Raw genomic sequence first — 25,949 nt, 5'->3', positions numbered from 1 at the left:
CCCCCCCCCCCCACCCCCGTCCTCGCCGGCCGCGTCGTCAACGCGATCGTGACCGGCAAGGAGTCGGGCACCGTCACCCGGCTGTCCCTCCTGATCGCCGTGATCGCCGTCGCGGAGGCCGCACTCGGCCTGTTCAGCCGCTGGCTCTCGGCCAATCTCGGCGAGGGCCTGATCCTGGACCTGCGCACCACCGTCTTCGACCATGTGCAGCGCATGCCGGTCGCGTTCTTCACCCGGACCCGCACCGGCGCGCTCGTCAGCCGCCTCAACAACGACGTCATCGGCGCCCAGCGGGCCTTCAGCAACACGCTGTCCGGCGTCGTCAGCAATGTCGTGACCCTGCTGCTCACGCTCGGCGTGATGCTCTCCATCTCCTGGCAGATCACCGTGCTCGCACTGGTGCTGCTGCCGGTGTTCGTCCTGCCGGCCCGCCGGATGGGATCCCGGATGGCGAGACTCCAGCGGGAGGCCGCGGCCCACAACGCCGCGATGGGAACCCGGATGACCGAGCGCTTCTCCGCACCCGGCGCCACCCTGATCAAGCTCTTCGGCCGCCCCGCCGACGAGTCCGCCGAATTCGCCGTCCGGGCCGGCCGGGTGCGCGACATCGGCGTACGCACGGCGATGGCCCAGTCCGCGTTCATCACCGCCCTCACCCTCGTGTCCGCCCTCGCCCTCGCCCTGGTCTACGGGCTCGGCGGCTTCTACGCGCTGCGCGGGCAGCTCGACGCCGGCGCGGTGGTGGCCCTGGCCCTCCTGCTGACCCGGCTGTACGCACCGCTCACCGCGCTCGCCGGGGCGCGCGTCGAGGTGATGAGCGCGCTCGTCAGCTTCGAGCGGGTCTTCGAGGTACTCGACCTCAAGCCCCTCATCGACCAGAAGCCGGACGCACGGGCGGTCCCGGACGGCCCGGTGTCCGTCGAGTTCGACCAGGTGCGGTTCGGCTACCCCTCCGCGGAAAAGGTCTCGCTCGCCTCCCTGGAGGACGTCGCGAGCCTCGACACCCGGGGCGGCGACGAGGTGCTGCGCGGCGTCTCCTTCCGCGCCGAACCCGGCCAGACCGTCGCCCTCGTCGGCTCCTCCGGCGCCGGCAAGTCGACCATCGCCCAACTGCTGCCCCGGCTGTACGACACCGACGAGGGTTCGGTGCGCATCGGCGGCGTCGACGTACGCGACCTGACCTCCGACACCCTGCGCGACACCCTCGGCATGGTCACCCAGGACGGCCACCTCTTCCACGAGTCGGTACGCGCCAACCTGCTGCTCGCCCGCCCCGGCGCCGCCGAGGAGGACCTCTGGGACGCGCTGCGCCGCTCCCGCCTGGACGGACTCGTCGCCTCGCTGCCCGACGGGCTCGACACCGTCGTCGGTGAACGCGGCTACCGGCTCTCCGGCGGCGAACGCCAGCGCCTGACCATCGCCCGCCTGCTGCTGGCCCGGCAGCGCGTCGTCATCCTCGACGAGGCCACCGCCCACCTCGACAACACCTCCGAGGCGGCCGTCCAGGAGGCGCTCACCGAGGCGCTCGCCGGCCGCACCGCCGTCGTGATCGCCCACCGGCTCTCCACCGTACGGGCGGCCGACCTCATCCTGGTCGTGGAGAGCGGGCGCATCGTGGAGCGGGGCACGCACGAGGAACTCCTCGCGGCGGGCGGCCGGTACGAGGAGCTGTACCGCACCCAGTTCGAGAACCCCGGTACGGAGCACGGGCAGCTCGACGCGCAGCCCTCGGCGTGACGGGCGTCTCTGGCGCGCCAAAACTAACAGCGCTAGTTTGGGAGCGGACGCCCCGTCCGCAACCGTGTCCGGGAGGAACAGCGATGAAGGCCCACGACGGCATGTACATCGACGGAGCCTGGCGGCCCGCCGCGGGACGGGACACCATCGCGGTGGTGAACCCGGCGGACGAACAGGTCATCGCCGAGGTCCCGGCCGGCGGGGCCGAGGACGTCGACGCCGCGGTACGGGCCGCCCGCGCCGCGCTCCCCGCCTGGGCGGCCACCGCCCCCGCCGAACGGGCCGCGCGGATCGCCGCCCTGCGTGATGTGCTCGTCGCCCGCAAGGACGAGATCGCCGGGACCGTCACCGCCGAGCTCGGCGCGCCGCTGCCGTTCTCGCAGGCGGTGCACGCGGGTGTGCCGATCCTGGTGGCCGGTTCGTACGCCGGGCTCGCCGCCTCGTACTCCTTCGAGGAGAAGGTCGGCAACTCCACCGTGTACGCCGAGCCGGTGGGCGTGGTCGGTGCGATCACCCCGTGGAACTACCCGCTGCACCAGATCGTCGCCAAGGTCGCCCCGGCGCTCGCTGCGGGCTGCACGATCGTCCTCAAGCCCGCCGAGGACACCCCGCTGACCGCCCAGCTCTTCGCCGAGGCCGTCCACGAGGCGGGCGTCCCCGCAGGCGTGTTCAACCTGGTCACCGGCCTCGGCCCGGTTGCCGGGCAGGCCCTCGCGGAGCACGAAGGCGTCGATCTGGTCTCGTTCACCGGCTCCACCGCGGTCGGCAGGAGGATCGGCGCCGCGGCCGGCGCGGCGGTCAAGCGCGTCGCCCTCGAACTGGGCGGCAAGTCCGCCAACGTCATCCTGCCGAGCGCGGACCTGGCCAGGGCGGTCGCCGTCGGCGTCGCGAACGTCATGGGCAACTCCGGCCAGACGTGCAGCGCCTGGACCCGGATGCTGGTGCACACCTCGCAGTACGACGAGGCGGTCGCGCTCGCCGCGGAGGCCGCCGCCAAGTACGGCGACCGCATCGGCCCCCTCGTCAACGCCAAGCAGCACGCACGGGTGCGCGGCTACATCGAGAAGGGGGTGGCGGAGGGCGCCCGTCTCGTCGCGGGCGGCCCCGAAGCCCCGCGCGAACAGGGCTACTTCGTCAGCCCGACCGTGTTCGCCGATGTCACCCCGGAGATGACCGTCGCGCAGGAGGAGATCTTCGGCCCGGTCCTCTCGCTCATCCGCTACGAGGACGAGGACGACGCCCTGCGCATCGCCAACGGCACCGTGTACGGCCTCGCGGGCGCGGTCTGGGCGGGCGACGAGGCCGAGGCGGTGGCGTTCGCCCGGCGGATGGACACCGGGCAGGTCGACATCAACGGCGGCCGGTTCAATCCGCTGGCCCCGTTCGGCGGCTACAAGCAGTCCGGCGTCGGCCGCGAGCTCGGCTCCCACGGGCTCGCGGAGTACCTCCAGACCAAGTCCCTCCAGTTCTGACCGTTCCGCACCGCCCCGTTCCTCCACACCGCCCCGTTCCCCCGCACAGCCCCGCTTCTCCGCACCGCCCGTTCCTCCGTCGCCCACTGTCAGGAGCCTGTTCGTGGTCCGCGCCGCCGTACTGCCCGCCGTCGGAGCTCCCCTGGAGATCACCGGCATCGAACTCCCGGAGCCCGGCCCCGGCCGGGTGCGGGTCGCCCTCGCCGCCGCCGGCGTCTGCCACTCCGACCTCTCGCTCTGCGACGGCACCATGCGGGTGCCCGTCCCCGCCGTCCTCGGCCATGAGGGCGCCGGCACCGTCCTCGCGGTCGGCGAGGGCGTCGGTCATGTGGCACCCGGCGACGGAGTCGTCCTCAACTGGGCGCCCTCCTGCGGGAGTTGTCATGCCTGCGCGCTGGGTGAGGTCTGGCTCTGCGCGAACGCCCTGAACGGCGCGGGCGCGGTGCACGCCCGGCGCGCGGACGACGGCAGCGAACTGCACCCCGGTCTCAACGTCGCCGCGTTCGCCGAGGAGACGGTGGTCGCCGCCGACTGCGTACTGCCCGTTCCGGACGGCATCCCGCTCACCGACGCGGCCCTCCTGGGCTGCGCCGTCCTCACCGGGTACGGCGCCGTGCACCACTCGGCGAAGCTGCGGGAGGGCGAGACGGTCGCGGTGTTCGGCGCCGGGGGAGTGGGGCTGGCCGCGCTCCAGGCCGCCCGCATCGCCGGTGCCTCGCGCATCGTCGCGGTCGACGTCTCCCCGCAGAAGGAGGAGCTGGCCCGCCGGGCCGGCGCCACCGACTACGTGGTCGCCTCGGAGCACACCGCGCGTGAGATCAGGGCCCTCACCGGCAAGCAGGGGGTGGACGCCGCCATCGAGTGCGTGGGACGCGCCACCACCATCCGTACCGCCTGGGAGTCCACCCGCCGCGGCGGCCGGACCACGGTCGTCGGCATCGGCGGCAAGGACCAGCAGGTCACCTTCAACGCCCTGGAACTCTTCCACTGGGGGCGCACCCTCTCCGGCTGCGTCTACGGCAATTCCGACCCGGCGCGCGACCTGCCGGTCCTGGCGGGCCACATCCGGGAGGGCCGGCTCGACCTGGGTGCCCTGGTGACGGAACGCATCACCCTGGACGGCATCCCGGCGGCGTTCGACAACATGATCGCCGGCAAGGGCGGACGGGCCCTGGTGGTGTTCTGACGGCCCGCCCGTGATTCCTCGCCGGGCTCAGCCCGTGGGCCCGGCGACCGACCTCTCCGTGGTGAGCAGCCGGGCGTCCATCTCGCCCTGCTCGAAGAGCCGGGAGGCCGGACCCACGATCAGCGGGTCCGGCTCGTGGGCCACCGCCGCGTCCTTGTCCGGGTAGTCGAAGCGGTGCAGCACGTGCCGGATCGCCTCCAGCCGGGCCCGCTTCTTGTCATTGCTCTTCACCACGGTCCAGGGCGCGTCCGCCGTGTCCGTGTGGAACAGCATCAGCTCCTTGGCCTCCGTGTACGCGTCCCACTTGTCCAGCGAGGCGAGGTCGACCGGGCTGAGCTTCCACTGCCGCACCGGATCGATCTGACGGATCATGAACCGGTTGCGCTGCTCGTTGCGGGAGACGGAGAACCAGAACTTCACCAGATGGATGCCGTCCCGGGCGAGCATCCGCTCGAATCCCGGTGCCTGGTGCATGAATTCGAGGTACTCGCGGGTGGAGCAGAACCCCATCACCCGCTCCACGCCCGCCCGGTTGTACCAGGACCGGTCGAAGAGCACGATCTCCCCGGCGGACGGCAGATGTGCCGTGTACCGCTGGAAGTACCACTGGGTGCGTTCGCGTTCGGTGGGCTTCTCCAGCGCCACCACTCGCGCGCCGCGGGGGTTGAGATGCTCGGTGAACCGCTTGATCGTGCCGCCCTTGCCGGCCGCGTCCCGCCCCTCGAAGAGGATGACGAGGCGTTCGTCGCGCTCCTTCACCCAGTGCTGGAGCTTGAGCAGTTCGATCTGCAGGGCGCGCTTGGACTTCTCGTACGCCTTCCGGCCGAGCTTTCGGCCGTACGGGTAGTCCTCCCGCCAGGCGTCCCGCGCCCGGCCCTCGGGCGTCACCAGGACCGGATCGTCGTCGCCGCTGTCGGACACCCGGAAGCCGGCGAGCCCGGGGCCGCCGTGCCGGGCCGCCTCGGTGAGCGCGCCCGGCACGGCTTCCCGGTCCCCGGTCCGCTGCTTTCGGGCGCCCTGCCTCTTCGTGCCCCGCTGCTTTTCGGCGTCCTGCCCCTTCGCGTCCCGCTGCTCCGTCCGCTCAGTGCCGGCCGGCTTCCCGGTGTTCCGCGTCATGTCGGCGTCCCTCCACCGGCGGTGCCGGATCCTTTCGCGTCAGGCCAGTCTGCGGACCAGTCCGGGAGACCGCCACCCCGGCCAGGCAGAGCAGTCCGCCGCCGACGGTGAGCGGCGCGGGCACCTCGTCCAGCACCAGCCAGGACATCAGCACCACCAGCGCCGGCACCGCGTACGTGGTGGCGCCCATCCGTCCCGCCGTGGTCCGGGCGAGCGCGTAGGCCCAGGTGGTGAAGGCCAGAGCGGTCGGGAAGAGGCCCAGATAGACCATGTTCAGGGTGGCGGACAGCGGTGCGTCGGCGGCGTCGGAGATCAGCGCACCGGAGAACGGCAGACAGGCGACGGTACCGACCAGGCAGCCGAAGGCGGTGATCTGCAGCGCGGAGCCGTGCCGCAGCGCGGGCTTCTGGCTTACCACCCCGGTCGCGTACGCCACGGCGGCCAGCAGGCAAAGCGCCACGCCGAGCACCGACGCACCGCCGTCCCCCGACATCGAGAGCCCCACCACCGCGGCGCCCGCGAACGACACGGCCATGCCCGCCAGCAGCCTGCGGGGCAGTCCCTCGCCCAGCATCCGGGCACCGAGCAGCGCGATCAGCAGCGGCCCGATGTTCACCACCATCGCGGCCGTCCCCGCGTCGACCTGTTGCTCGCCCCAGTTGAGCACCACCATGTACAGCCCGAACCAGAGCAGCCCGGACCGGACGATCCCCGGCCAGGCGGCCCGCGCAGGCAGCCCCTCGCGCCGCACCACCAGGAGCACGCCGAGCGCCAGCGAGCCGGCGAGCAGCCGGCCGAGGGCGAGCGCGCCGGGCGAGTAGGCCTCGCCGGCGCTGCGGATGGAGACGAAGGCGGAGGCCCAGAGCAGCACGGCGGTGCACGCCGCGGCGGTGGCCCGCCAGTCACGGCGGGCGGCGGGGGAGGGGGCCGGTTGTGTGGTCATGGCCCCGACAGTAGGGCCGCGACCGTTCGGCCCCTACCGAATTGTCGTCGGCTCGATGCCGAGGCGCTCGTACAGCGCCCGCTCGCCGGCCGGGGTGGCCTTCACCGCCCGGCCGGACCCGATCCGTACGCACCACCCGGTGTCCAGCGCATGGCGGCACAGCGCGGCGCCCGCCGCACCGGCCAGATGCGGCCGGCGTTCCGTCCAGTCCAGGCAGCTCCGTACCAGGGGACGCCGGGAGCCCGTCTCCAGGGCGATGCCCAGCTCGTCGAACCAGCGCAGGCCCTCGCCGGTGAGCGCGAAGCCGGTGTCCTGTGCCAGCAGCCCCCGTGCGGTCATGGCATCGGCGATCGCGATGCCGATCCGCCCCGCGAGGTGGTCGTAGCAGGTGCGGCCGCGGGCCAGCGCGCTGCCCGCGCTCACCGCGCCCAGGGTGCGCGGCCGCTCGGTCGGTGCGCCGGGGACGACGTGGGCCGCCAGGTCCTCGACCAGCTGCGCGGTGCGTTCGTCGGCCAGCCGCAGATAGCGGTGGCGGCCCTGCCGCTCCTCGGCCAGCAGACCGCCCGCGACGAGCTTGCCGAGGTGTTCGCTGGCGGTCGACGGCGCCACGGAGGCGTGCCGGGCCAGCTCGCCCGCGGTCCAGGCGCGGCCGTCGAGCAGGGCCAGGCAGAAGGCGGCGCGGGTCTCGTCGGCGAGGAGCGCGGCCAGGGCGGCGAGCCGTGGTGCGGCCGGGTCGGGGTGTGCCGTGCGTGCCATGTGAACCAGGATGCGTCAGGAACGCTTCGGCGCCGGCCGAACCGTCCCGGCCGGTGCCAGCAGCTCGTACTGCACCGAGAGGCCGTCGACCAGGGCCCGCAGCCCGGTCTCGAAGGCCCCCTCGTCGACCTTCTGGCGGCGCTCGGCCAGCAGATGGGCCTGGCCGAGATGGGGGTAGTCGGCGGGGTCGTACGCCGTCTCGTCGTCGACGAAGCCGCGGGCGAAGGAGCCCAGTGCCGAACCGGTGACGAAGTAGCGCATCAGCGCCCCGATGTACGTGGCCTGGGCGGGCGGCCAGCCGGCCCTGACCATCGCGCCGAACACCGCGTCGGCGACCCGGAGGCCGGCCGGCCGGCGCCCCGGGCCCTGGGCCAGCACCGGAACGATGTGCGGGTGCTCGGTGAGCGCCGCACGATAGGAGACGGCCCAGTCGTGCAGGGCGGCGCGCCAGTCGCGGGTGTCCGACTCGTCGAACATCGACAGATCGACCTGCGCGGACACGGCGTCCGCGACGGCGTCCAGGATCTCGTCCTTGTTGCGGAAGTGGTTGTAGAGCGAGGGTCCGCTGACCCCGAGTTCGGCCGCGAGCCGACGGGTGGAGACGGCGTCGAGCCCCTCGGAGTCCACGAGCGCGCTCGCCGTCACGACGATGCGGTCTCTGCTGAGGAGGGGCTTGCGCGGTCGGGCCATGCGGCACATAGTAGGGCCTGCAAGCGAAAAACTAGCAGTGCTAATTAAAGTGTGGGAGTCGAAGGATGAACCTGGAGCTCAGCGAGGAGCAGGAAGCGGTCCGGCAGCTCGCCAAGGACTTCGTCGCCCGTGAGATCGCCCCGCATGTCGTGGCGTGGGACCGGGCCGAGAACGTCGACAGGTCGATCGTGGGGAAGCTGGGCTCGGTGGGCTTCCTCGGGCTGACCGTTCCCGAGGAGTACGGCGGTTCCGGCGGCGACCACCTCGCCTACTGCCTGGTCACCGAGGAGCTCGGCCGCGGCGACTCCTCGGTCCGCGGCATCGTCTCCGTCTCCCTCGGCCTGGTCACCAAGACCATCGCCGCCTGGGGCGACGAGGAGCAGAAGCGGCACTGGCTGCCGAGGCTCACCGCGGGCGAGGCGATCGGCTGCTTCGGCCTCACCGAGCCCGGCACCGGCTCGGACGCCGGGAACCTGACGACGAGGGCCGTCCGGGACGGTGACGACTACGTCATCAACGGCAGCAAGATGTTCATCACCAACGGCACCTGGGCCGACGTCGTGCTGCTCTTCGCCCGCACCAACGACACCCCCGGCCACAAGGGCATATCCGCCTTCCTGGTCCCCACCGACACCGCCGGGCTCGGTCGCCGCACCATCCACGGCAAGCTCGGCCTGCGCGGCCAGGCCACCGCCGAGGTGGTCCTGGAGGACGTCCGGGTGCCCGCCTCGGCGCTCCTGGGGCCGGAGGGCAAGGGCTTCTCCATCGCCATGTCCGCCCTGGCCAAGGGGCGCATGTCGGTCGCGGCCGGCTGCGTCGGCATCGCCCAGGCCGCCCTGGACGCCGCCGTGGGCTACGCGGCTGAGCGCGAACAGTTCGGCAAGTCCATCGCGAGCCACCAGCTCGTCCAGGAGCTCATCAGCGACATCGCCGTGGACGTGGACGCCGCCCGGCTGCTGACCTGGCGGGTGGCGGACCTCGTCGACCGCGGCGAGGACTTCGCCACCGCCGCCTCCAAGGCGAAGCTCTTCGCTTCCGAGGCCGCCGTCCGCGCCGCCGGCAACGCGCTCCAGGTCTTCGGCGGCTACGGCTACATCGACGAGTACCCGGTCGGCAAGCTGCTGCGCGACGCCCGGGTGATGACCCTGTACGAGGGCACCAGCCAGATCCAGAAGCTGATCATCGGCCGCGCGCTCACGGGGGTCTCCGCCTTCTGAACCCCGCGCCGCGGCTCGAACGGGCGTCTGAGTACCCGGCTGAGTACGGGAACGGATGTGGCGCACGCCACGTCGGCCGATGCTGGGCTCCATGAGTGAGACAACATCGGTCAAGCAGCAGAGCACCGCGGCCTTCTACGGTCAGGCCGTCGCCTCCTTCGGGGTGGCGATCGGTGCGGTGAGTCTCGGCATCTACTTCCTGGACGCCGACGCCTGGGTCCGCGGATTCCTCGCGATCGGCGTCCTCTACCTCGTCACCTCCTGCTTCACCCTGGCCAAGGTCATCCGTGACCGGCAGGAGGCGGGGCAGATCGTCAGCCGGGTCGACCAGGCCCGGCTGGAGAAGATCCTCGCCGAGCACGACCCCTTCCAGAAGCTCTGACGATCCCGCCGGACGGACCCTAAGCGCTTGCTCAGGTTCGGGGTATGGTGTTCGTCCTGCTGATGAGAGGGGCGAGTGACGATGAGCACGGCGGAGGAGACCGACGGCGACAGCGCGCCGTGGGCCGAGGTGACGCCCGAGGCGGCCAGGCGGCTGCTCGTCGCCGCCGTCGACGCCTTCGCCGAGCGCGGGTACCACGCCACCACCACCCGCGACATCGCGGGCCGGGCCGGGATGAGTCCCGCCGCGCTCTACATCCACTACAAGACGAAGGAAGAACTGCTCCACCGGATCAGCCGGATCGGCCACGACCGCGCCCTGTTCGTCCTGGAGGCGGCCGCCGACGGCGGGGGCACCGCGGCCGAGCGGCTGGCCGAGGCGGTGCGGTCCTTCGTCCGCTGGCACGCCGAGCAGCACACCACCGCCCGCGTGGTCCAGTACGAACTCGACGCCCTCGGCGTGGAGCACCGCACCGAGATCGTCGAACTGCGGCGCAGGAGCGACGCGGTGGTGCGCCGGATCATCGGCGAGGGCGTGCAGGCGGGGGAGTTCGACGTCCCCGACGTGCCGGGCACCACGCTCGCCGTGCTCTCGCTCTGCACCGACGTGGCGCGCTGGTTCAACGAGCAGGGCAGCCGGACGCCGGACGAGGTCGGCGAGCTCTACGCCGACCTCGTGCTGCGCATGGTCGCGGCCAAGCGGTAGTGCGACGGCCCGGCGGCGGACCGCCGCCGGGCCGGACGCCCGCCCGGACCGGACGGGCCGAACCGGATGTGCCGAACCGGACGCGCCGGAGCCGGACGGGTCAGAAGTAGTAGCGCGACACCGACTCGGCCACGCACACCGGCTTGTCGCCGCCCTCGCGCTCGACCGTGACGACGGCGGTGACCTGCACCCCGCCGCCGGCCTCCTCGACGCTCTTCAGGACGGCCGACGCGCGCAGCCGCGAGCCCACCGGCACGGTGGACGGGAAACGGACCTTGTTCGTCCCGTAGTTGATGCCCATCTTCATGCCCTCGACCCGCATGATCTGCGGTACGAGCGTCGGCAGCAGCGAGAGCGTGAGATAGCCGTGCGCGATCGTCCGGCCGAACGGTCCGGCGGCGGCCCGCTCCGGGTCCACGTGGATCCACTGGTGGTCGCCGGTGGCCTCGGCGAAGAGGTCGATCCGCTTCTGCTCGATCTCCAGCCAGTCGCTGTGTCCCAGCTGCTCACCCACTCCGTCGCGCAGCTCCTGCGCGGACGTGAAGATCCTCGGCTCTGCCATGTCCCTGGTCCCTGCCTTTCCAGCTCCGGGCCGTGCCTCGTCGCGCTGTCCAAGCGCTTGCTCAGCATGGTTGGCGGGTGCGTTCCTGTCAACGACGGACCCGGCCCGGGGCGGGCCAGTAGGGTTGGAGGGGTGCCCCAGATCCCACAGACGCTCCATGAACTCACGGTCGGACAGCTCTCCGCGCGCAGCGGCGCCGCTGTTTCGGCCCTGCACTTCTACGAGGCCAAGGGCCTGATCAGCAGCCGCCGCACCAGCGGCAACCAGCGTCGCTACACCAGGGACGCGCTGCGCAGGGTGGCGTTCATCCGCGCGGCTCAGCGGGTCGGCATCCCGCTCGCCACCATCCGGGACGCCCTCGCCGAACTCCCCGAGGAGCGCACCCCGAACCGCGACGACTGGGCGCGGCTCTCCGTGGCCTGGCGCTCCGAACTCGACGACCGCATCGCGCGGCTGGGACGGCTGCGGGACCACCTCACCGACTGCATCGGCTGCGGCTGCCTGTCGCTGGAGAACTGCGTGCTGTCCAATCCGGACGACATTTCCGGCCGGCAGATCAGCGGCTCGCGCCTGATGCCGGAGCACCCGTAGACCGAACGCCCGCAGGCCGAACGCCCATGGGCCGGGCGCCCGCAGGCCGGGTGTCCGTCGGCCGGGCGTCCGTGGGCCGAGTGCCCGCAGGTCGGGTGTCTGTCGGCCGGGCGTCCGCGAGTCGGGCGTCCGGGGGCCGGGCGTCCATGGGCCGGTGTGTGCCGACCGGTCCCCCGTGGGCCCGTCGGCTCGTCCCGGCGCGGGTCACGCCGCTGAGGCCAGATCCCGTCGTCCCGCGCTGCGGGCCTTGGACAGTGCCGCCGGGGTGAGTACCGGCTGCGGCACCACGATCCCGCAGTCCGTGCAGACCGGGCCCGACCACGGCTCGTGGAGCCAGCGCAGGCCGGTGCCCGCGCACACCGGGCAGGCCGCGCCGGGGGCCGATTCCAGCGCCGCGATCAGCCGGCGCAGTACCTCGGCGAGCGGCCGGGAAGGATGCACCGCCGGGTCCTCGCAGCGGGCGACCCCGTTGCCGCCCCAGGTGCGCCGGTGCCAGTCGTCGAACGCGCCGGGCCGGCGCAGCCCGTCGCGCTTCTCCCGCCTGCGGCGCTCGGCGAACCCGGCCTCGTAACCGAGCCAGACCGCCCGCGCCGCCTCCAGTTCGTCCAGCGCGCGCATCAGCCGCGCCGGGTCGGGGGACCGGTCCTCGGGCCCGATGCCGTGCCGCACGCACAGATGGTCCCAGGTCGCCCGATGTCCGTAAGGGGCGAACCTCTCCAGGCACTTGCGCAGCGAATACCGCCGCAGTGCCAGGTCGCTCCGTGGATCGCGGACCTGTCTCGCAAGACTCCGGAATCCCGCCACCGCACCGTCACCTCCGTCGCTCGTACTTCGGCGTCCAGGGCCTTTCGTCCGGGTCGGGCCGGACGTAAACGAAAGGCCCTGAGAAATGGACGTACGGCTCCCCGAATAGGATCCCTCCGGGGACTACATCGTCCGAAAAGTGAGGCTGCCGGCGCCGGGACGCCGCGGACCGAGTGGCATGTGACGATTCAGAAAAAGTGACGGTTGTTCACCTTACCGATGGGTCATACCGCCAGTAACCTCCGGCGCACAGGCCTCTCGGAGGAGCGCGCATGCCCCCACGCACCGTCAAGCTCAGAGCCGCCACCATAGCGGCGGTCCTCGCACTCGGCACCACCCTGCTCGCGGCCCCGCCGCAGGCCGGCGCCGCGGAACCCGACCCCGTCACCGACTACTGCCAGGGGCAGTGCGACGACATCCTGCCCCCGGGCGAGAACGGGAACGCCACCCTCGTCGAGATCCTCGGCAACAAGGCGTTCGGTACGCATCCCAAGCACAGCGACGACCAACTCGACCGCTACAACGGCCTGGTGGCCGGACACTCGGGTCTCACCGACCAGAAGCTGACCGACTTCTTCAACGATGCCTCGTTCGGTGTGCCGAAGGACCAGGTCGAGTCCGTCACCTCGCCCCGCGACGACGTCACCATCACCCGTGACAAGACGTCCGGTGTCCCGCACATCAAGGGCACCACCCGCTACGGCACCGAGTTCGGCGCCGGATTCGCCGCCGGGCAGGACCGGCTCTGGCTGATGGACCTCTTCCGTCACATCGGACGCGGCGAGCTGACCTCGTTCGCCGGCGGCGCCCTCGCCAACCAGGGCCTGGAGCAGCAGTTCTGGCCTCAGGCCCCGTACACCGAGGAGGACCTCGAAGCCCAGGTCGAGCAGATCAGGACCCGCGAGGGCGCCCGCGGCGAGCAGGCCATGGCGGATGCCCAGGCGTATGTCGACGGCATCAACGCCTACCGGGAGAAGTCCAAGAAGGGCCGCTACTTCCCGGGCGAGTACGTCCTCACCGGCAAGATCGACGCCATCACCAACATCGGCGAGATACAGCCGTTCAAGCTGACCGACCTGATCTCCATCGCCTCGGTGGTCGGCGGCCAGTTCGGCGGCGGCGGTGGCGGGGAGGTGCAGGCGGCGCTCTCGCTGCTGGCCGCCCAGCAGAAGTACGGCGTCGCCGAGGGCACCGAGGTCTGGGAATCCTTCCGCCAGCGCGAGGACCCCGAGGCCGTGCTGACGATCCATGACGGCACCTCGTTCCCGTACGCGGGCAAGCCCGGCAAGGCGCGCGGCACCGCGCTGCCCGATGCCGGGTCCGTCACCGCGGAACCCGTGATCTACGACCGCACCGGCTCCGCGGGCACCGGCAAGAAGGCCCCGGTCAAGGCCCCGGCCCCGCTCAGGAAGGCCCAGGGCATCTACGACGACGGAGTCATCCCCGAGGGCTCGCTGCCCGGTTCGGGATCCGGCGCCCAGAAGCGCGGCATGTCCAACGCCCTGCTGGTCTCCGGGAAGAACACCGCGAGCGGAAACCCCATCGCCGTGTTCGGGCCGCAGACCGGCTACTTCGCCCCGCAGCTGATGATGCTCCAGGAACTCCAGGGGCCGGGCATCAGCGCCCGCGGCGTCTCCTTCGCCGGTGTCGGCATGTACATCCAGATGGGCCGCGGCCAGGACTACGCCTGGAGCGCCACCTCGGCCGGCCAGGACATCACCGACACCTACGCCGTCGACCTGTGCGAGCCCGACGGCTCCACGCCCACCAAGGACTCCACGCACTACCTCTACCGCGGCACCTGCACCGCCATGGAGACGCTGGAGCACACCAACTCCTGGAAGCCGACCGTCGCCGACTCCACGGCGAAGGGCTCCTACCGGATGCAGGCGAGGCGCACGAACTACGGCATCGTCACCCACCGCGCCACCGTCGGCGGCAAGCCCGTCGCGTACACCTCGCTGCGCACCACCTACCGTCACGAGGCCGACTCGATCATCGGCTTCCAGATGCTCAACGACCCGTCGTACGTCAAGGACGCCGCCACCTTCCAGCAGGCGGCGAGCAACATCGACTACGCCTTCAACTGGTTCTACGCCGACTCCCGCACCGCCGCCTACTACAACAGCGGCATGAACCCGGTGCGGGCGCCGGGCGTCGACCCGGCGCTGCCGGTGCGGGCCGAGCGGGCCTACGAGTGGCAGGGATACGAACCGGCCGCCAACACCGCCGCGTACACCCCGTTCGCCGAGCACCCGCACTCCAGCGGGCAGGACTACTACATCTCCTGGAACAACAGGCAGGCCAAGGGGTACGCCGCCGCGGGCTTCGGTCTCGGCGCCGTGCACCGGGGCGATCTGCTGGACGACAGGGTGGCGAAGCTGGTCGAGGAGGGCGGGGTGACCCGTGCGTCCCTCACCCGGGCCATGGCCGAGGCCGCGGTCACCGATCTGCGCGGCGAGCAACTGCTGCCCGAACTGCTCAAGGTGATCCGCTCGAAGCCGGTGACCGACCCCGAACTCAACAGCGCGGTCCAGCAGTTGGAGTCCTGGCGGGCGGCGGGCTCGCAGCGCCGGGAGAGCAGCCCCGGCTCGCACACGTACACCCACGCCGACGCGGTGCGGATCATGGACGCGTGGTGGCCGAAACTGGTCGAGACCGAGTTCAAGCCGGGGCTCGGTGACGACTTGTACGGAGCGCTGACCGACAGCCTCGCCACCGACGAGTCACCGGCGGCCAGCCACGGACCGAGCGGGGCGCACAGCGGATCCGCGTTCCAGTACGGCTGGTGGGGCTTCGTGGACAAGGACCTGCGCCAGGTCCTGGGGCAGCCGGTCAAGGGGCCGCTGGCCAGGACGTACTGCGGCAACGGCGATGCGGGCAGTTGCCGTGACGCGCTGCTCGCCGCCCTGAAGCAGGCGGTGGCCCGGCCGGCGACGGAGGTCTACCCCGGGGACGACAACTGCGGGGCGGGCGAGCAGTGGTGCTCCGACTCGATCGTCCACCGGCCGCTCGGCGGGATCGGCCAGAAGGCGATCCACTGGCAGAACCGCCCGACGTACCAGCAGGTGGTGGAGTTCCCCGCCCACCGGTAGGGGGCCGCACCGTGGTGCCGCCACCGGTAGGGGGCCGCACCGTGGTGCCGGGCGGGTCGGAGATCCTTCGGGCCCGCCCGGCGCCGTCTCACCGGTACTGGAGGTACCGCTTGCGCACGGCCCGGAACGAGGCCAGATCCCGCGCCCAGGCGCCGACGACCTCGTCCGTGTCCGCGCCCGCGTCGATCATCGTGCGGACCCGGGTGTTGCCGGTGAGCTTGTCGATCCAGTTGTCCGCACGCCACTCGAACCCGCTCCAGGTCCGCTTCGCCGTCACCAGCAGGGCGATCCCGGTGCGTACCGGGTCGAAGACCTCCCGGTCCAGGACGTGCAGTTGCACCCCGCCGACGGTCTTGCCCTGGAACTTGGAGAACGTCGGCGCGAAGTACGCCTCGCGGAACGCGACCCCGGGCAGGTCCAGCGCGTTCGCGGCCGCCGCCCAGCGGTGGTCGATGCCCTCGGCGCCGAGCAGTTCGAACGGGCGGGTGGTGCCGCGCCCCTCGGAGAGGTTGGTGCCCTCGAACAGACAGGTCCCCGAGTAGACCAGCGCCGTGTCGGGCGTCGGCATGTTGGGGCTCGGCGGCACCCACGGCAGTCCGGTGGCGTCGAAGAAGTCCGAGCGCTTCCAGCCGGACATCTTCACGATGCGCAGGTCCACCGGCCGTTCGGCCAGGAACCGGGCGTTGAAGAGCAGGGCCAGCTCGGTGACCGTCATGCCGTGCGCCTGGGCGATCTCCCGGCGGCCGACGAAGGTGCCGAACGCCGGGTCGAGCACCGGACCGAGCGCCGCCCGCCCGGTCACCGGGTTCGGCCGGTCCAGGACGACGAACCGTTTCCCCGCGAGAGCGGCCGCCTCCATGCAGTCGTACAGCGTCCAGATGTACGTGTAGAAGCGGGCGCCCGCGTCCTGGATGTCGAAGACCACGGTGTCCACGCCGGAGGCGGTGAAGACGTCGGCGAGCGGCTGCCCGCTCTTCAAGTACGTGTCGTAGACCGGGAGTCCGGTCGCCGGGTCGTCGTAGCGACCCTCCGAACCGCCCGCCTGCGCGGTGCCGCGGAAACCGTGCTCGGGCCCGAAGACGGCGATCAGGTCCACCCGCTCGTCCGGGTGCATCACATCGACGATGTGGCGCACGTCGGAGGTGATCCCGGTCGGGTTGGTGACGACCCCGACCTTCTCGCCCTTCAGCAGCGCGTAGCCGTCCGCCGCCAGCCGGTCGAAGCCGGTACGGACCCCGCGGTGCCCCTTGCCCGGGGCGGGAGCGGCGGTCGCGGCCCCGGTCCCGGCGGCCGTCGCCGCGAGGGCCCCCACCGCACCGCCGGCGGCCAGCAAACCACGTCTGGACAGGCTCATCGGGCTACCTCCATGATCGCGACGTCTGTCATGGTCACGCACGCTAGCGCGCGTTCGGGCCATACGGAACGAGCCGGACGGGACGGTTGTGACGGGAGTGGCGCCGGGGGCGGTGGCCACCCCTTCCGTTCCGGCATACCGACTGGTTAGTCTGCCAGAGAAGTCGGCTGAGAGAGGCGGGATTCGATGAGCGCGGTGCAGGGCGCGGGCGTGGTGGTCACAGGGGCCGGAGGCGGCATCGGAGCCGCTCTGGCCCGCGGATTCGCCGCCCGGGGCGCCCGGGTCGTGGTCAACGACCTCGACGGGGCGAGGATCGAGGCGCTGGCCGAGGAGATCGGCGCCACCGCCGTCGCCGGGGACGCCTCGCGGATCGTGGACGCCGCCAGGGACGCGCTCGACGGCACCGTCGACATCTACTGCGCCAACGCCGGTCTCGCCTCGCCCGGTGACGTCCTCGCGGACGAGGAGGTCTGGGCCGCGGCCTGGGACGTCAATGTGATGGCCCACGTCCGCGCGGCCAGGGCGCTGCTGCCCGACTGGCTGGAGCGCGGCAGCGGCCGCTTCGTCTCGACCGCGTCCGCCGCCGGACTGCTGACGATGATCGGCGCAGCCCCGTACAGCGTCACCAAGCACGGCGTCGTCGCCTTCGCCGAATGGCTCTCGCTCACCTACCGCCACCGCGGCATCAAGGTCCACGCGATCTGCCCGCAGGGTGTACGTACGGACATGCTCACCGCCGCCGGGTCGGCCGGGGAACTGGTCCTCGCGCCCAGTGCCATCGAGCCCGAGGCGGTCGCCGAGGCGCTCTTCGACGCCATGGCCGAGGACCGCTTCCTCGTCCTGCCGCACCCCGAGGTCGCCGGGTACTACCGGGCCCGCAGCAAGGACACCGACCAGTGGCTCGGCAGCATGAACCACCTTCAGCAGAAGTGGGAGGAGACCCGCTCATGAACGAGTCCGTCGAGGTGGGAGGAGACCGGCGCATGACCGAGTCCATCTACGCGGCCAAGCCCTGGACCGCCCTGCTCAGCGAGGCCCAGCGGGCCCCCGTCCACCCGGCCGCGAGCCTGGTCCACGCCTTCCGGGACTCCGCCGCCCGCAGCCCCGGGCACCCCGCGCTCGCCTACTTCGACGGACGCCTGAGCTACCGCGAGACCGACGCGCTCTCCGACTCGGTGGCCGGCCACCTCGCCGCCGAGGGGCTGGAGCGCGGCGACCGCGTCGCGATCATGCTGCAGAACACCCCGCAGTTCGTGATCGCGCTGCTCGGCGCCTGGAAGGCCGGTGCCACGGTCGTCCCGCTCAACCCGATGTACAAGTCCGGCGAGGTCGGCCACGTACTGAAGGACGCCGAGGTCACCGCACTGATCTGCGCGGACTTGGCCTGGGAGGCGTATCTGCGGGACACCGCGGCCGGCGCCCCGACGGTACGGACCGTCCTCACCACCAGCGAGCTGGACCTCCAGACGCACAACGACGCCCGCGTGCTCGGCTTCGAGCGGCTGCCCGTGCCCGGGGACACCGAGGACCTGGTCGCCGTCGCCCGCCGGGGCACCAAGGCTCCCGAGGGCCGCGGACCCGCCGCCGACGACGTGGCGCTGATCAGCTACACCTCCGGGACCAGCGGCACCCCCAAGGGCGCCATGAACTCCCACGGCAACATCATGGTCAACGCCGAGCGCCAGCGGGCCGGGCACCCCGTCGCCGAGGGCTCCTCCTACTTCGCGCTCGCCCCGCTCTTCCACATCACCGGCATGGTGTGCCAGCTGGCCGCCTGCCTCACCAACGCGGGCACCCTCGTCCTCGCGTACCGCTTCCACCCGGGCGTCGTCCTCGAAGCCTTCGCCGAACACCGCCCCGCCTACACCGTGGGCCCGTCCACCGCCTTCATGGCGCTCGCCGCCCACCCGGACGCCACCCCCGAGCACTTCGCCTCCTTCCGGGTGATCTCCTCGGGCGGTGCGCCGCTGCCGCCCGCGCTGGTGGAGAAGTTCCGGGCGGGCTTCGGCCCGTACATCCGCAACGGCTACGGCCTCACCGAGTGCACCGCCCCGTGCGCCTCCGTGCCGCCGGAGCGCGAGGCCCCCGTCGACCCGGTCTCCGGGACGCTGTCGGTCGGCGTCCCCGGCCCCGACACGGTGGTCCGGATCCTCGACGAGAACGGCGCGGAGGTTCCCTTCGGCGAGCAGGGCGAGATCGCGGTCCGCGGCCCGCAGGTCGTCTCCGGCTACTGGCGGCTGCCGGAGGCCACCGCCACCGCCTTCCCGGACGGCGAGCTGCGCACCGGCGACATCGGCTTCATGGACAGCTCGGGCTGGCTCTACGTCGTCGACCGCAAGAAGGACATGATCAACGCCTCCGGCTTCAAGGTCTGGCCGCGCGAGGTGGAGGACGTCCTGTACACCCATCCGGCCGTCCGGGAGGCGGCCGTCGTGGGCGTCCCCGACACCTACCGCGGCGAGACCGTCCGCGCCTACGTCAGCCTGCGGCCCGGCGCCCGCGCCACGCCCGAGGAGCTGAGCGGGTACTGCAAGGAACGGCTCGCCGCGTACAAGTACCCGCGCGAGGTCGAGATCCTGACCGAACTCCCGAAGACGGCGAGTGGGAAGATCCTCAGGCGGGAACTGCGTTCCCCCCGCTAGACCGAATCACGCACGGTACGGAAGGACGGTGGCGGCAATGGCCAAGGCGACGGACGGGGACACGGCTCCCGTCCCTCAGCGGCTGCTGGCCGCCGCCACCCGGCTCTTCGCCGAGCAGGGCTACGACCGCACCTCGGTCCAGGAGATCGTCGAGGCGGCGGGCGTCACCAAGGGAGCGCTCTACCACTACTTCGGCTCGAAGGAAGACCTCCTCCAGGAGGTCTACGCCCGGGTGCTCCGCCTCCAGCAGGAGCGCCTGGACGCCTTCGCCGACGCCGACGCCCCCGTCGAGCAGCGACTGCGCGACGCCGCGGCGGACGTGGTCGTCACCACCATCGAGAACCTCGACGACGCCTCGATCTTCTTCCGGTCCATGCACCACCTGAGCCCGGAGAAGAACAAGCAGGTCCGGGGGGAGCGGCGCCGCTACCACGAACGTTTCCGGGCCCTGGTGGAGGAGGGGCAGCACAGCGGAGTGTTCTCCACCGCCACCCCGGCCGACCTGATCGTCGACTACCACTTCGGTTCGGTCCACCACCTGTCCACCTGGTACCGCCCCGACGGCCCGCTCAGCCAGCAGGAGGTCGCCGACCACCTGGCCGACCTGCTGCTGCGCGCGCTGCGCCCCTGATCCGGCGCCGAGCGGCCTCGTCCTCGTTCTCGTTCTCGTTCGCGGGTCCGGCGCCGAGCGGCCCCGTGCCCGTACCCCGATCCGTCTCCGAGCGTCCCCGTCCGCGGGCCCGGCTCCGAGCGTCCCCGTCCGCTTCCACCGCCGCTACGCGGCGCCGCCCGTCAGCCGGTCCAGGAGCGCTTCCGCCGCCGGGTTGCGGGGCCGGGGCGCACGTCCGGCCAGGACCACGGTCCGGCCCGGCTCCGGCTGGCGGATGCTCACGCACGGCAGCCCCGCGTCCTCGCCGATCCGCCGGGGCACGATCGCCACCCCGATGCCGGCCCGTACGAGATCGACGAGCAGCCGGATCTGCGTGACGTCGCAGGTGATCCGGCGCTCCAGCCCGCAGTGCGCGGCCAGTCTCCGCACCGCGGTCTCCAGTCCGGTGCCCGCCCGGAAGTCCACGAACGGCTCGTCGCGCAGGTCCCGGATCAGGGTGCGCCCGGACGTCGCCAGCCGGTGGCCCGGCGCGGTGATCAGCACCAGGTCCTCGTGCCAGGTCGCGAACCCGGCGATGCCGTCGGGGAGTTCGGCGGCGTCCGGCGCGAGATAGGCGAGATCCAGCTCACCGGCCCGCAGCTCCGCGACCAGCTCCGGCGTCGTCGCCTCGCGCAGCGAGATCTGCACCCCGGGCCACAGCCGGTGGTACGCGGCCAGCTCGGCCGCCAGATCCACGCAGGTCAGGGTCTGTATGGTGCCGACCCTGACCCGGCCGGTCACCAGCCCCGCCACGGCCGCGACCGCCTCCCGTGCCGCCTCGGTCCCGGCGAGTACCGACCGGGCCGCCGGCAGCAGTGCCCGGCCCGCCTCGGTGAGGATCACCCGCCGGCCGGTCCGGTCGAACAGCGCGGCCCCCAGCTCCCGTTCGAGATTGCGCACCGAGGTGCTCAGCGCGGACTGCACGATCAGCTCGGCACGGGCGGCGGCGGTGAAGCCGCCGTGCGTGACGACCGCCAGGAAGTGGCGGAGTTGGCGTAGCTCCATCCATCTACGGTATCGATCGCAGCCAGCTGAACCATCTGTTGGACCGATCACGGATGCGGGCCGAAGCTGGAGGTATGACTCACATCCAGCCGTCCGCGCACGTCCCCGCGCTCTGGACCGCGGCGTACGGTCCGCACCACCCGCGGGCCGTACGGCTCGCCGCCCGGTGCCTGCTGCGGGTGAGGGCCTTCGTCCGCGAGCTGGCGCTGGCGGACCACGTCGGGTCCGGCGGCTACTGAGCCGGCTGCCGGGCGGGCGCGCGGGCCCGAAACCCGTTCGTGGGGCCGCAGAGTGCCCGGTTAGCATCCGAAGATGCAGACGTCCGCCGAGGAACGGTTCCATGCCCTGGAGAGACTGATCGGGCACGAGGACCCCGGGCAGTGTCACCTCGGGCTCATCCTGCTGACCGAGCGCCTCACCGACCGCCCTCCGGCCGACGACGGGGAGACGGACGCGCTCGCCGGGCTGCTGCCCGCGACACTGACCGGGCTGCCGGAGGCGGATCTCCTCCTGGCCCGGCTCTACGAACGGCTCGGCCACCGTCTCGGGGGCCGTCCCCGGCCGCCGTGGCGCACGGCCGGGCAGCTGCCGGCGGCGGTACGGATCGCCTGGCTGCGCGCCGATGTGCTGCACGACCCCGCGGTGCTCCGCGACGAGACTCCGGGCGAACTCCTCTACCAGGCGGTACGCGGGGCGGGCATCGCCGGGACGCACCGGCCGGCGCGACTCGTGGACGAGCTGGCGGGCAGCGGCGATCCGGTGCTCCGGGCCGAGGCGCTGCGGCTGGCCCGGGAGGGGCTGCACACCGGACTGCTGGCCCCGGCGCTGGTCCGGGAGGACCTGATCGGCCTGCTGGGCGCGGGCAGTACCCCGGTCGTCGTCGGTGCGCTGGGCGAGCTCGCCGAACCGTGGGCGGCCACGGATCCGCTGCCGCCCGAAATCCTCGCCCCGTTCCTCGCCGCCGGTCCGGAGCGGGGCGGTCCAGAGCGGGGCGGTCCAGAGTGGGGCGGTCCCGAGCACGGCGGTCCCGGGCACGGCGGGGCGCAGGAGCCGGCGGGAGACGCGGTGCCGGTCCGGCCCGAGGTGGCCGACGCCGCCCTCACGGCCGCCGCGCGTCACGGCCACCGGGGCCTGCTGCGCCGGGTCGTCGACGACCCCGGCCTGCCGCCGGGCCTTCGCCGGCGCGGCCTGGAACTGCTCGGCGACCTGGCGGAGCGCGACGACATCGGCGAACTGACGGCCGTCGCCGCACGCGATCCCCTGCTGCTGGGCGGACCGGCCGTGACCTGCCTGCGCGGACTCCACCGGCGCGGCCACTTCCCGGACGGTCCGGACGTCGCCGCCGTCGTGGGCCTGGCCCTGGCCGACCACTCGATCCCGCCCCGCGACGTGGCGACGATCCTCTTCACCGCCCGCAAGGAGACGCTCCGGGTACTGACCGACGTATCCGCCGACGACCCGGGCTGGCCGCGACGGCTCGCCCTGCTCGTGGCCCTGGCCGGACAGGGGGCCGGCGACCTCCCGATCGGGGACGCGATCGCACGCGTCCTGCCCGCTGCCTCCGCCCCCGGGCCGTTCCTCGACGCGATCCGCGAGCTGCGCCACGCGGACGCCGAAGAGGCCGTGATCGCGCTGCTGCCCGCCGCCCCGGCGGCGGCCCTGGACACCCTGGAGGCGATCGGCGGGGACCGTACGGCCGAGGCCCTGCGCGACGGGCTGGGCCTCACCACGGGCGGGACGGCGCCCCATCTGCGCTCCGTACGCAACCGCGCCCTCGAACTGCTGTGGCTGCTGAACCGCGATCCGGAGCTCCGCCGCGAGCTCCTCGCACGGCTGGACCCCGTCGATCTGCCGCCCCGCGTCGCGGCCGGCCTCGGCGGCCCGGACGAGCGGGAACTGGCCCTGCTGAGATCCCACCTGGACCCGGACGCGCCGGAGGCGGCGCTGTGCCGGCTGGCGGCCCACGGCGACACCGGCACTCTCCCGGTCATCGCCGACCTCCTGCTGCGCATCGTGACGGAGCAGGCCGCGGCGGGGGAGCCGGGCGCGCCCGGCCGGACGGGGGAGTACGGGCAGCCGGCCGGTGAGCCGGTGGTGCCGCAGGATGTCCTGGACGCGGTGAGCGCCCTGGGCCGCAGACTCCACGAACGGGGCGCGATCCGGCCGGTCTGCCTGCTCGGCGCCACGGATGCGCGAGAAGCGGGCGACGCGCTCGCCGCGACCATGGCACTGGACCTGCTGGAGAGGCCCGGACTGTCCGACGGCGAGCGGGCGATCCTGCTCGAACTGCTCCTGCGGACCCCCTGGACGGGCACCCGGGCGAGGGTGCACCGGCTGCTGCGCCACCGCGACCGGCACGTACGCAAGCACGTCATCGCCCTCCTCGCCCGCGACGCCACCGGCGAGGACGCCCAGGCCCTGTCGGCGACGCTGATCGCGCTGACGGCCGCGCCGGACATCCAGACCGTCCGGCAGGCACTGCTCGCCCTCGGCCACGCCCGGGCCCACTGGGCGAGCGCCGCGATCGCCGGCTGCCTCGACCATCCGAACATGAACATCAGGAAGACGGCGGCCGAGGCGCTGGTCCGGGCGGGCACCCCGGCGGCACTCCCGAAGCTCCTCTTCCGGCTCGGACACGACGGCAACCCCGGTCTGCGCGGCAGGCTCGTCGAGGCCCTGCACGCCGTCCTCGGCGACGCCTACGCGGCCACCCTCCTCGCCGCCGCCGAACACAGCCGGGACGACGGCGCCCGTGAACTGCTCCTGGAGGGCCTGGGCCGCAGCCTCACAGCACGCGCGGTCCTCGCGCTGGAGGACCAGGCCTCACCGGTGGCGGCCACTCTGCTCTCGCTGGTGGCGTCCCGCCGCGTCGGACTGGCCGCCGGCACCGTCCGGGACCTGGCGCCGGCCCTGGCCCGGCACGGGATCACCGTCCCGGCCGCCGGGCAGCCGTCGTCGGCGGCCGAGGAGTCGGACCGTGACATCAGGGCGCTGGTGGTCCGGGGCTGGAACCCGGAGGCCGCGCTGCGCCTCGCCGAACGGGACGGGCAGCTCCGCCACGACCAGTCGGAACAGCTCCGCCCGATGCTGGCCGACTGGCTCCGGCTCGCCCGCCCCCGGCCGGGGACCGGGGACGCGCGAACACAGAGCCAGGCGCACTCACAGAGCCAGGCCGGAACACGGAACAAGGTGGTGCGGTTCGCGATACGGCTCTGCACCGGGGCCGGGGGCGTGGTGCGGCTCCGCGACGAGCCCCGGGACGCGGAGCTCATGGTGTTCGCCCGGTCCGCCCAGGTCCTGCTGGACGCGCTCGACGACGCCCGGGACGGCGACCGGCACGACCTGATCGCCCTGCTCGAAGCGGTCGCCCCGAAGCTGCCGGCCGCCGAGCGGCCGGCAGCCGTCGCCGCCGTGCGGGCCCTGCGCCCCGCACCCGCGACGCCGGTCCGGTCCACGCTGACGCTGCTGCGCCGCCTCGGCGCGGTCCCGGTCCGCGCCGACCTCGACCGGGCCCTCGCGGACGCCCGGCTCGGCACCGACCCCCGGCAGGCCGAGACCGCCGTGCTGCGTGCGGCCTTCGCCGTCCCGGAGACGGCCGCCGACGACGCGCCGCCCGCCGGCGCCCGGGCATGGCGGGCCGCGCTGGACGAGGCGGTCCGCACCCCGGGCGCGCTGGAGGAGTTCCGCCGGAGGGACGACGGCTCGGTCCCCTCGCGGTACCGGCTGACCGCTCTGATCGAGGCCCACCGGGGTGCCGGCCCCGTGGTCCGCGCCGCGCTGCTCGACTGGATGACGCTGCTCCAGCCCGTCGACGCACCGCCCTGGACCATCACCGAGACCGTCCACGCGCCGGCCCCGGCGCCACGGCGGGCACGCGTGGACGATCTCGACCAGCCCCGTTCGGCCGCCCTGCGGGAAAGACTGCTGGCCATGCTGGGATCGGCCGACGCGGACCGCAGACGGACCGCCGCCCTCGCGCTGGCGCGATGGCCCGAACCGGAGGCCGGACTGGCGGTGCTGCGCGCGTACCTCCGCGGCCGGATCGACCTGCCCGGCGGCCCCGGCACCGGCCCGATTGGTCTGCTGGGCGCGATCGGCGAGGCGGAGCTGCGGGAGGAGGGCGTCCTGCCCGACCGGGTGGCGCTCGCCGCCCGGCTCGATCCGTGGCAACTGGAACGGCTGCTCCCGCTGCTGCTGGAGTGGTGGGAGCACGCCCCGCCCGCGGTGGCCGGGACCATCGCCGACGCACTGCGCGCCTGCCCCGCCGACGTGCTGGCCGCAGCCCTGGACGACCGCCTCGACGCCGGGGCCCGGGGCTTCCTGGACCTGCTCGTCGGCCGTCCGCTCCTGCGCACCCCCGCGCTGACGCGGACCCGCCGACGCCTGCGCACCGAGGGACGCGACGATCTCGCCGACCGGCTCCTGCTCGTCGAGGGCCCGCTGCGCGGGCCGGACGCGGAGCGGGAGGACGCGGCGGCACTGGCGGCGCTCCGTGACCGCGGCACGGCGGTACCCGCCCAAGCCGGGCGGCGCCCGACCCGGCAGGAGCTGCTGGACCTGGCCGCGACCGGCACACCGGAGCAGATCTGCCGGGCGCTCACCGAACTCGCCGGGACGCACACCGGCCCGGAGCCCGACCAGGACCCTCGACTCGTCGACCTGCTGGGCGAGCTGCTCGGCCACCCCCGGTCCAGGGTCCGGCTGCGCGCCCACCGGACCTCGCGGACGATGCTCGACCGGCCGACCCATCTGCGCCACACCGGGCTGCTGCTCGACGACCCCCGGCCCGATGTGGTGCGGATGGCGATCCGTACGCTCTGCCGGGCCGGCTGGGAGCCGGCGCTCCCCACCGTGACCGACCTCCTCGGACACCCCCGTGCCGTGGTGCGCCGGGCGGCGGCCGAGGCGCTCGTCGAGCTGGGCGGGGCGGCGGTCCCCGCCCTGCGCAGGGCCGCCGCCCACGCCCGGCCCGACCGGCGCTCCCGCTACACGGACGTACTGGACCGGATCAGGGCCGGTGGGCGCTGACAGCGCCCGCGGAAC

Annotated in this window: 21 protein-coding genes; 13 read left to right on the top strand and 8 right to left on the bottom strand. The window is 73.1% G+C overall.

Annotated features, from left to right (window positions below; genetic code table 11):
- The 3 genes from AADR41_RS09265 to AADR41_RS09255 all read left to right on the top strand — a co-directional run.
- A partial coding sequence (locus AADR41_RS09265; protein ID WP_342280827.1) for an ABC transporter ATP-binding protein occupies positions 1 to 1,737 on the top strand: 1,737 nt, incomplete at its 5' end.
- 83 nt (positions 1,738 to 1,820) lie between these two features.
- Positions 1,821 to 3,209: an aldehyde dehydrogenase family protein gene (locus tag AADR41_RS09260; protein ID WP_342280826.1), complete on the top strand. Its 1,389-nt coding sequence runs from the start codon at positions 1,821 to 1,823 to the stop codon at positions 3,207 to 3,209.
- Between the two features lie 103 nt (positions 3,210 to 3,312).
- Complete coding sequence (locus AADR41_RS09255) at positions 3,313 to 4,395, top strand: Zn-dependent alcohol dehydrogenase (RefSeq protein WP_342280825.1); 1,083 nt, start codon at positions 3,313 to 3,315, stop codon at positions 4,393 to 4,395.
- A 27-nt stretch (positions 4,396 to 4,422) separates the two neighbouring features.
- Here AADR41_RS09255 and ppk2 read toward each other — a convergent pair whose 3' ends face one another.
- From ppk2 to AADR41_RS09235, 4 genes are all read right to left on the bottom strand, one after another.
- On the bottom strand, positions 4,423 to 5,316 hold the full coding sequence (gene ppk2 / locus AADR41_RS09250; protein WP_446751002.1) for a polyphosphate kinase 2: 894 nt from the start codon (positions 5,314 to 5,316) through the stop codon (positions 4,423 to 4,425).
- A gap of 160 nt (positions 5,317 to 5,476) precedes the next feature.
- The gene (locus AADR41_RS09245) at positions 5,477 to 6,454 is read right to left on the bottom strand and encodes a DMT family transporter (protein WP_342280823.1); all 978 of its coding nucleotides are present in this window, start codon (positions 6,452 to 6,454) and stop codon (positions 5,477 to 5,479) included.
- A 33-nt stretch (positions 6,455 to 6,487) separates the two neighbouring features.
- Positions 6,488 to 7,210 (bottom strand): ArsR/SmtB family transcription factor, encoded by a 723-nt coding sequence (locus AADR41_RS09240; RefSeq protein ID WP_342280822.1) that lies wholly within the window; start codon positions 7,208 to 7,210, stop codon positions 6,488 to 6,490.
- Between the two features lie 15 nt (positions 7,211 to 7,225).
- Entirely contained in the window at positions 7,226 to 7,900 is a 675-nt protein-coding gene (locus AADR41_RS09235) for a TetR/AcrR family transcriptional regulator (RefSeq protein ID WP_342280821.1), read from the bottom strand.
- A gap of 65 nt (positions 7,901 to 7,965) precedes the next feature.
- Here AADR41_RS09235 and AADR41_RS09230 point away from each other — a divergent pair, with 65 nt between their 5' ends.
- The 3 genes from AADR41_RS09230 (at position 7,966) to AADR41_RS09220 (ending at position 10,204) form a co-directional block, all read left to right on the top strand.
- Positions 7,966 to 9,117, top strand: a complete 1,152-nt coding sequence (locus AADR41_RS09230; protein ID WP_342280820.1) for an acyl-CoA dehydrogenase family protein — start codon at positions 7,966 to 7,968, stop codon at positions 9,115 to 9,117.
- A gap of 91 nt (positions 9,118 to 9,208) precedes the next feature.
- Positions 9,209 to 9,499, top strand: coding sequence for a YiaA/YiaB family inner membrane protein (locus AADR41_RS09225; RefSeq protein ID WP_326764734.1), 291 nt, complete (start codon positions 9,209 to 9,211; stop codon positions 9,497 to 9,499).
- Between the two features lie 81 nt (positions 9,500 to 9,580).
- Positions 9,581 to 10,204: a TetR/AcrR family transcriptional regulator gene (locus tag AADR41_RS09220; protein WP_342280819.1), complete on the top strand. Its 624-nt coding sequence runs from the start codon at positions 9,581 to 9,583 to the stop codon at positions 10,202 to 10,204.
- A gap of 100 nt (positions 10,205 to 10,304) precedes the next feature.
- On the opposite strand, the gene AADR41_RS09215 is transcribed toward AADR41_RS09220, so the two are convergent.
- Positions 10,305 to 10,766 (bottom strand): MaoC family dehydratase, encoded by a 462-nt coding sequence (locus AADR41_RS09215; protein ID WP_259929617.1) that lies wholly within the window; start codon positions 10,764 to 10,766, stop codon positions 10,305 to 10,307.
- 132 nt (positions 10,767 to 10,898) lie between these two features.
- On the opposite strand from AADR41_RS09215, the gene soxR reads away from it, so the two are divergent.
- Complete coding sequence (gene soxR, locus AADR41_RS09210; protein WP_342280818.1) at positions 10,899 to 11,357, top strand: redox-sensitive transcriptional activator SoxR; 459 nt, start codon at positions 10,899 to 10,901, stop codon at positions 11,355 to 11,357.
- A 204-nt stretch (positions 11,358 to 11,561) separates the two neighbouring features.
- On the opposite strand, the gene AADR41_RS09205 is transcribed toward soxR, so the two are convergent.
- A complete protein-coding gene (locus AADR41_RS09205) occupies positions 11,562 to 12,161 on the bottom strand; it encodes a hypothetical protein (RefSeq protein WP_342280817.1) in 600 nt (199 codons plus the stop codon).
- Between the two features lie 272 nt (positions 12,162 to 12,433).
- Here AADR41_RS09205 and AADR41_RS09200 point away from each other — a divergent pair, with 272 nt between their 5' ends.
- Positions 12,434 to 15,256, top strand: coding sequence for a penicillin acylase family protein (locus AADR41_RS09200; RefSeq protein WP_342280816.1), 2,823 nt, complete (start codon positions 12,434 to 12,436; stop codon positions 15,254 to 15,256).
- Positions 15,257 to 15,344: 88 nt separating this feature from the next.
- Here the strand turns inward: AADR41_RS09200 and AADR41_RS09195 are convergent, their stop codons facing one another.
- Positions 15,345 to 16,610, bottom strand: coding sequence for an exo-beta-N-acetylmuramidase NamZ family protein (locus AADR41_RS09195; protein ID WP_342280815.1), 1,266 nt, complete (start codon positions 16,608 to 16,610; stop codon positions 15,345 to 15,347).
- A 186-nt stretch (positions 16,611 to 16,796) separates the two neighbouring features.
- On the opposite strand from AADR41_RS09195, the gene AADR41_RS09190 reads away from it, so the two are divergent.
- Genes AADR41_RS09190 through AADR41_RS09180 form a run of 3 tightly spaced genes read left to right on the top strand, consistent with a single transcriptional unit; the run spans position 16,797 to position 19,883 of the window.
- Complete coding sequence (locus AADR41_RS09190; protein WP_342280814.1) at positions 16,797 to 17,561, top strand: SDR family oxidoreductase; 765 nt, start codon at positions 16,797 to 16,799, stop codon at positions 17,559 to 17,561.
- Positions 17,562 to 17,593: 32 nt separating this feature from the next.
- Entirely contained in the window at positions 17,594 to 19,252 is a 1,659-nt protein-coding gene (locus AADR41_RS09185) for an AMP-binding protein (RefSeq protein WP_342280830.1), read from the top strand.
- A 37-nt stretch (positions 19,253 to 19,289) separates the two neighbouring features.
- On the top strand, positions 19,290 to 19,883 hold the full coding sequence (locus AADR41_RS09180; protein WP_342280813.1) for a TetR/AcrR family transcriptional regulator: 594 nt from the start codon (positions 19,290 to 19,292) through the stop codon (positions 19,881 to 19,883).
- A gap of 144 nt (positions 19,884 to 20,027) precedes the next feature.
- Here the strand turns inward: AADR41_RS09180 and AADR41_RS09175 are convergent, their stop codons facing one another.
- Positions 20,028 to 20,906: a LysR family transcriptional regulator gene (locus tag AADR41_RS09175; protein WP_342280812.1), complete on the bottom strand. Its 879-nt coding sequence runs from the start codon at positions 20,904 to 20,906 to the stop codon at positions 20,028 to 20,030.
- Positions 20,907 to 20,980: 74 nt separating this feature from the next.
- Between AADR41_RS09175 and AADR41_RS09170 the strand changes: the two genes are divergently transcribed.
- Together AADR41_RS09170 and AADR41_RS09165 are read left to right on the top strand one after the other, a co-directional pair.
- Positions 20,981 to 21,145 (top strand): hypothetical protein, encoded by a 165-nt coding sequence (locus AADR41_RS09170; protein ID WP_342280811.1) that lies wholly within the window; start codon positions 20,981 to 20,983, stop codon positions 21,143 to 21,145.
- A 73-nt stretch (positions 21,146 to 21,218) separates the two neighbouring features.
- Entirely contained in the window at positions 21,219 to 25,934 is a 4,716-nt protein-coding gene (locus AADR41_RS09165; RefSeq protein WP_342280810.1) for a HEAT repeat domain-containing protein, read from the top strand.
- The last annotated feature ends 15 nt before the right edge of the window (positions 25,935 to 25,949 follow it).

Source organism: Streptomyces sp. CLV115 (genome assembly GCF_038448545.1).
Taxonomy (GTDB): Bacteria; Actinomycetota; Actinomycetes; order Streptomycetales; family Streptomycetaceae; genus Streptomyces; species Streptomyces sanglieri.
This window is presented reverse-complemented; position numbering and strand designations above follow the sequence as displayed.